We start from the raw sequence: 6,244 nt of genomic DNA, 5'->3' as shown, positions 1-6,244 counted from the left end.
GACGCGAGGGCGTGCACCGGCGGGCCATGGCGGCGCGCCGGCGCCCGACTCAGGCCGCGGCCGGTGGTGGCTGCGGTTGAAACGGCTCGTACCACCACCAGTCGGCCCGTTCGCCGGTGGGCCCGGGACAGGGCGGTACATCGGGTGGTGGTGTGGACGGCGGGCGGGCCAGTGATGCCGAACTCAGTTGCTCCCCTTCGCCATCGGTGACGACGAGGTGCTGCGCGGGTCCGGTGATGGTGATGCCGCCGCGGTGATGCATGCGGTGGTGGTACGGGCAGACCAGGACGAGGTTGTCCAGTTCGGTGGCGCCGCCGTCCTCCCAGTGCCGGATGTGGTGGGCGTGCAGACCCCGGGTGGCCCCACACCCCGGCACCACGCAGCAGCGGTCCCGGTGCTCGAGGGCCCGGCGCAGTCGGCGGCTGATCTGGCGGGTGTCGCGTCCGGACCCGATGGGCTGCCCGTGGCGTTCCAACCACACCTCGAAGGTGGCATCACACAGCAGGAATCGGCGATCGGCGTCGCTGAGCAGCGGACCCAGATGCAATGAAGCCACCTGTTCCTTGACGTCCACGTGCGCCACTACCGTGGTGCGCTGCCCGTGCGGGCGGCGGGCCACCTCGGCGTCCCAGCCGGCCTCGACGAGGCTCATGAACGCATCGACCGTGGTGGGCATCGGCGGCGCCTGATTCGATGCACTGTCAGGGTCTGCTTCGTCGGCGTGGTCGCGTTTCCAGTCGGCGACCATCCCGTCGAGATGTGACTGTACGGCGGCGTCGAGTTTGGCCGCTTCCAGATGCGGCAGGAAGATCCGATAGGTAGTGCCCTTGTCGTCGCAGGTCTTGCTGTACGTCGGTGCGGGTTCCGGCTTGGGGTCGGGTTCCGGTTGCGGTTGCGGTGGGGGTTCGAGCTTGATCGCGGTGCGCAACTGGTTCACCGTCGCGGAGGTGACCAACTGGGCGTAGTGCGCATCAGAGCCCGGCCCGGCCTTCTCGGCGATCACCCCGACCTGATCAAGTGACACCCGACCGTCGCGCAAGAGTTGGGTGCAGCGCGGCAATTCCTCCCACCGCTGCGCGACGGCGGTGACGATTTCAGCGTTGCGCGGTGACGACCCGGTCTTCCACGCCACCATCGCCGCCACCGACCGCGCACCCGTCATACCCCACAGGCCGTCGCGGTCGATCTCGGCGACGATCTCCACCAGCCGCCCGTCGATCGCATTGCGCTGACCGCACAACTCGGCGATCTCCTCGAACAACACCGCCAACCGATCCTTCGGCCTCACCGAAGGAACGAAAGACGTTGCGCTCGAGGACATGACCCCATCATCGCAGAGGGGTCCGACAAGTTTGGACTACTCGGAACGGGTCTACGTGCTCGAGCCATTGCGCGCACCGCCACAGCTTATTTCGGCTTCTTGTTGCCGTTCCCGATGCCTCGGCCGTTGCCATTACCCTTGGGGCGCTTCTGTTCTTGCGTCGCCTGTTCGATCACCGGGGCCGGTGCCGGCTCGGGTACGACGATCGGCGCCTGCTCGATCACCGGCGCCTGCTCGACCACGGGGATCTGCTCGGCCACCGGGGCCGGCTGGATCACCGGGGACGGTGCGACCGTCGCGCTGATCGGGGCGATGTTCGGCGTGCTGATGCTCACCGGATCAGGCTGGGCCGGCACCGGCGTGGACGGCGAATCCAAAGTGAAGGCCACCACCGCGATGGCCAGTGCCCCCATCGCGGCCGCAGCACCGACCGCCTGACGAGAGCGGTTGTGGGAACGGCGATGTCCGGTCGACGCCAGGACCACGGTGTCCAGCGAAGGGTCTGGACGGGCGACCGGCGGTTCGATGGGCGGGATCACGCGCGGTCGCTGCGGGATGGTGGTGACGGGCAGCGGCACTGCCCTGCCGCTCAACGCGTCCAGCATCGCGTCCGCGCTGGCGAAGCGCTGCCCGGGGTCCCGGGACATCGCGCGCTCGACCACCTGAGCCAACCCCGGATCGAGATCGGGGCGCAGGTGCGCCAGAGGCGTCGGCTGCTCCTCGACGATCGCGCGCGCCAACGGCGCGATGTCCTCCTGGTCGAAGGGCTTGCGACCGGCCAACGCCTCGTAGCCGACCACCCCGGCCGCATAGAGGTCGTCGGCGACGGACGCGGGCTCGCCGGCCAGCCGTTCGGGGCTGAGGTAGGCCAGCGTCCCGACCAACTGACCCGTCGTCGTGTGTGCGGCGCCCGGTGTCTTCGCAATCCCGAAGTCCGCGACCTTCACCGCGCCGAATTCGGTCAGCAGGATGTTGCTCGGCTTGATGTCACGATGCAGCACGCCCTCGCCGTGCGCGGCCGCCAACGCGGAGAGCACACTGCGCAGCACCGTCGACACCTGACCCTGAGGCAACGGACCGCACTCGATCTGATCGCCAAGGGTGTCCCCGGGCAATCGCTCCATCACGATGAACGGTGTCTCGTCTCCCTCGCCGAAGTCGTAGACCCCGACGATGTGAGGATGGTTGAGCGCCGCGGCCGCGCAGGCCTCGATCTTGAAACGATCGCGGATCTCGGGCTGCGCGCTCAGGTGGGAATGCAGGATCTTGACGGCCACCGGCCGGTTCAGGCGGGTATCCCACCCGTCACGCACTTCGGCCATCCCGCCGTATCCGAGGACGCCTCTCAGTTCGTAGCGGTCGCCCAGAAGCCCACGACCCTCCATGCCGAGCGGATTTCCCGCGCTGACGCCTGAGTAAACCCTCAGAGAAACTTTAGAAGTTGGCCATTGGCGTCAGTCCCGTCGCCCAGCCGATCAGCCCTCGGCCGGCGGCCGTCCGGCGACCCAGATTGCTGAGTCGTGGGTCACGGGGCGCATCCCCGCGTTAGTCTCTGCCGATGATCGCGGGCGAGAAGGCGCCTGACTTCACTCTCTATGACCACACCGGCCGGCCGCGGTCACTGTCCGCGTTCCTTCAGGACGGCCCGGTCGTCCTGTTCTTCTTCCCGATCGCGTCCTCGCCGATCTGCACTGCTCAGGCCTGTCATTTTCGCGATCTGAGCGACGAGTTCGCCGCGGTCGGCGCCCAGCGGGTGGGCATCAGCACCGACACCGTCGACCGGCAGGCTCACTTCGCCCAGCAGCGCTCGTTCGACTACCCGCTGCTCTCCGACGTGGACGGCGTGGTGTCCGAGCTGTTCGGGGTGCGTCGCGGCAGGCTCGCCAGGCTGCGCGGCTCCGTCATGCCGCGTCAGACGGTGTGGCGTGGCCGCCACACCCGGCGTCGTGGCCTAATGGGCAGATTCATGCCGGTCAGACGCACCACGTTCGTCATCGACACCGACCGCACCGTGCTCAAGGTCATCTCCAATGAGGTCCGCGCATCGGTGCACGCCGACCACACCTTGCGTTTCCTGCAGGACCACGACGTGCTCCAGCGGCGCGAGGTCCCGCCGTCCACGCTCACGTCAGGCTTTGACGACGCTGGTCTCGAACTGCCGCTCGAGGCTTTCGTCGAAGCGGCCACCACCACGGAGCCGCCGGGCTGGCCGAGACAAGACGTGCGGGGGCAGGTCTTGACGTGTTGCGGACAGAGCCGCTCGGTCGCAGAGATCGCCGCGCATCTGTCCCTACCGCTCGGCGCGACGCGGTACCTGGTGGGCGAGCTTGTGACGCAGGGTTATCTGCGGGTGCAGGCCGTCCCTGGTGACTCGATGACGATCGCTGAACGACGTGAACTGATCGAGAGGACGCTGCAGGGCCTGCGGGCGCTCTGAGGGCCATGTCCGCCACGCTGATGTGTTCCCGGGCAAGTTGTCGCCCGCCGCAGAAGGGCAGTGATGGCGGCGGCTTGGGCGCTGCGTCGCCGGTCGTCAGCTGAGACTCCCTAGTGCATCAACTGCCGGCGTATCCCAGCGCCTGTCGGACGCGCTGTATGTGGTCGAGGCTCGGCTGCTCGGGTGTTCCCGGGACCCGGATGTAATGGCCGCCGTCGGCCGCGGCGACGTCGATCTCGTCGCCGAGGGCACTCGTGTTCAACGGCGTGCCGCCCCGAATATAGGTAAGACGCCCAACCACGACCTCAGGCGGCCGATGCCCTTGCTCCCTCTTCACGCGGCGGCTGACGGCACCAAGGTGGTCGGGGTTCCACGCTTGCACGAGCGCGCTCATGTAACCCATCAGCGTTCTCTCGTCAGTCTCACTTCGGAGGTCCGCGAAGATGTGATTGTAGGGCCGCGGCATGTCGGTGAAACCAGCGCGAACCGTGTACTTGAACGTTGTCGCGCTTTCCTCGGAAGCCGGCAACACACTGTCTCGCACCAGATCGATGTAGTGACCGGGGCCCGTTCGCGGTCCGGCACTGCCTGCTTCCGTGGTCGACACGATGATCCGCTCGAGAGCATCGACGTCATCGACGTCGATGGGAACGATTCTGAGATCTTCGCCGGTTCGGGAGTCGGGTTGTTGCGGCTGCAGCACTCCCCATTGCCCGTAGAGGTCCGGCTCTGAGGGGGCCAGCCGAATCGATCGTTGCAAACGCAAAGCGCACGACTGCAGCTCGTCCTGGCGGTTGCCCCAGCCACCCATCATCCAGATCACTGGCGTCCTCTCTCAAGCAGGCGGAACCACCGTAACGGTGATCATGTCGTCGTAGCTGTTCTGCTCGATGATCGCTTCGATTGCGCTTGCGGTCTTCGCGTCAGCGACCCGCCACTCGACGGGGACACCCGTGGACAGGGCCGCCTCGTAGTGCCCCCTTAGTTCGTTAGAAATTTGTTGAGCAGCACCGAATTTCGGGTTGAACTCTCCGTTTGGACCGATCATCCACTCATAGCCCGTGCCCTTCGCCTCGACCAACAGCCCGTCCGATCCGGCGTCGGGCTCGAAACCGTCGAAATCGACCGGATCGGCGCGGCCCGGCACGTCGACTTCGTACTCCATCCCGGCGGGATATCCGGTGACTTGCTGCTCGTACTCCCGCCATTGCCCCGATCCCCGGACGATCTCCGCCCACTTTCCGGGCCCTTTGACGAGTTCTCCTGGAATCGCTGCACGCTTTGCGATCAGAGGTGCAGCGTCCGGTGGTTTGCCGACACTCCTTACTGCCCCGTCGACGGCTGTGTGATAGTTGGCGGCCGCCTCGATGGCCTTGCTCCTCATGGTCTCGTATACGGCGAGGGCGACGAGGGCGGCTGGACCCGCGAGTACGCCCGCCATGGTGGCGTACTTCGCGGCAGCGAGCTCACCTGGAGTAGGAGTGTTCGCCTTGGCTGTGTCGAAAGCCGAGGCGAAATTGTCGGCTGCCTCCCGGAGCTTCTTCGCCCACTCTGCCCCGTCGTGAAGCCAGATGCCGTGCTTCTCTATGTTGGGGGCGGCGTTGCTGTCGGAGTCCTGCCAGTGAGCCTGGATGCTCTGACTGATGAACTTGGCTTCGTCGCCGAGGAAGTCGAGTTCTCGGCCCTCCTCGAGCCAGTGCATATAAAAATCTCGAACCACATCAGATCCTTGACCCGAGTGCACCGCTTCCGAGAACGCTTCAGCGCCCATCGCGGTCGATGAGTTGACATTCGGGATCCGCGGGGTGCCCTGGTGACTCTGAGGTTGCTTCGGCACTGTGATCTGTGGCGGGCCGGCCGACGGCGGCTTGGGATCGCCGATTACGTCCACCCGAGAAATCTCGAGGGAGCCCTGTTCATCGGCGACCTCGAACATGGTTGCCGACGCCTGCACGATCTCTCCGCCGTGCTCGCGAACGTCTTTGGCCTCTCTCAAACGCTGAACCATGCCGCGATCGAGTTCTGTCAGGGCGAGCGCCCCGTCCGAGGACGTCACATCGGATGCAGGCGGCCGGCAGTTCTCTTCGTCGACGTCACCGCCGAGTGACGCCAAGTCACGACCGTCGTGTCTGAGCCCGTCGGTATCGACTCGGAGTACCTCCGACAAGCCCCACCCCCTCACGTGACCCGAATCGGCGGAACGGCGCGCTCCTTCGAAGTCAAACGTTAGTGGCAGGTCAAGGGTGGTCAGCGCGTCAATCTGTCCGTCCAGCCGAGCCCTCGATCGCGTCATTGGGCACCGCGCCGGTCGAGGTGGCCGTCGACGCCGACGGCGTCTGGACGGGCTGAGGCGCTGCTCGACGACGGACACCGGGGCGTCGGCCGGGACCAGGCAGAAGGGAGACCGCCAGACAATGCCGTAGAAGGCGTGGCCGACGGCGGCGGACGCGGACCGATATGGCGGCGACGAATGCGAACCGTTCGAA

The 6,244-nt window shown here is 66.4% G+C and carries 5 protein-coding genes and 1 pseudogene; 2 read left to right on the top strand and 4 right to left on the bottom strand.

The window, feature by feature from the left end; all coding sequences use genetic code 11:
* Positions 1–49: 49 nt before the first annotated feature.
* Positions 50–1,321, bottom strand: a complete 1,272-nt coding sequence (locus tag Q2100_RS00750) for an HNH endonuclease signature motif containing protein (RefSeq protein ID WP_302912417.1) — start codon at positions 1,319–1,321, stop codon at positions 50–52.
* A gap of 86 nt (positions 1,322–1,407) precedes the next feature.
* On the bottom strand, positions 1,408–2,706 hold the full coding sequence (locus tag Q2100_RS00745; protein WP_302912416.1) for a protein kinase domain-containing protein: 1,299 nt from the start codon (positions 2,704–2,706) through the stop codon (positions 1,408–1,410).
* Positions 2,707–2,879: 173 nt separating this feature from the next.
* Between Q2100_RS00745 and Q2100_RS31740 the strand changes: the two are divergent.
* Both Q2100_RS31740 and Q2100_RS31735 read left to right on the top strand, forming a co-directional pair.
* Positions 2,880–3,401 (top strand): annotated as a pseudogene (locus tag Q2100_RS31740) (peroxiredoxin); the annotation flags it as partial.
* Positions 3,402–3,410: 9 nt separating this feature from the next.
* On the top strand, positions 3,411–3,758 hold the full coding sequence (locus Q2100_RS31735) for a DUF742 domain-containing protein (protein WP_328518099.1): 348 nt from the start codon (positions 3,411–3,413) through the stop codon (positions 3,756–3,758).
* Positions 3,759–3,876: 118 nt separating this feature from the next.
* On the opposite strand, the gene Q2100_RS00735 is transcribed toward Q2100_RS31735, so the two are convergent.
* Together Q2100_RS00735 and Q2100_RS00730 are read right to left on the bottom strand one after the other, a co-directional pair.
* On the bottom strand, positions 3,877–4,572 hold the full coding sequence (locus Q2100_RS00735) for a hypothetical protein (protein WP_302912427.1): 696 nt from the start codon (positions 4,570–4,572) through the stop codon (positions 3,877–3,879).
* 21 nt (positions 4,573–4,593) lie between these two features.
* Entirely contained in the window at positions 4,594–5,871 is a 1,278-nt protein-coding gene (locus tag Q2100_RS00730) for a Tox-REase-5 domain-containing protein (RefSeq protein WP_302912414.1), read from the bottom strand.
* Positions 5,872–6,244: the final 373 nt, after the last annotated feature.

Origin of the sequence: Mycolicibacterium arseniciresistens, from assembly GCF_030519285.1 — a bacterium.
GTDB lineage: Bacteria > Actinomycetota > Actinomycetes > Mycobacteriales > Mycobacteriaceae > Mycobacterium > Mycobacterium arseniciresistens.
This window is presented reverse-complemented; position numbering and strand designations above follow the sequence as displayed.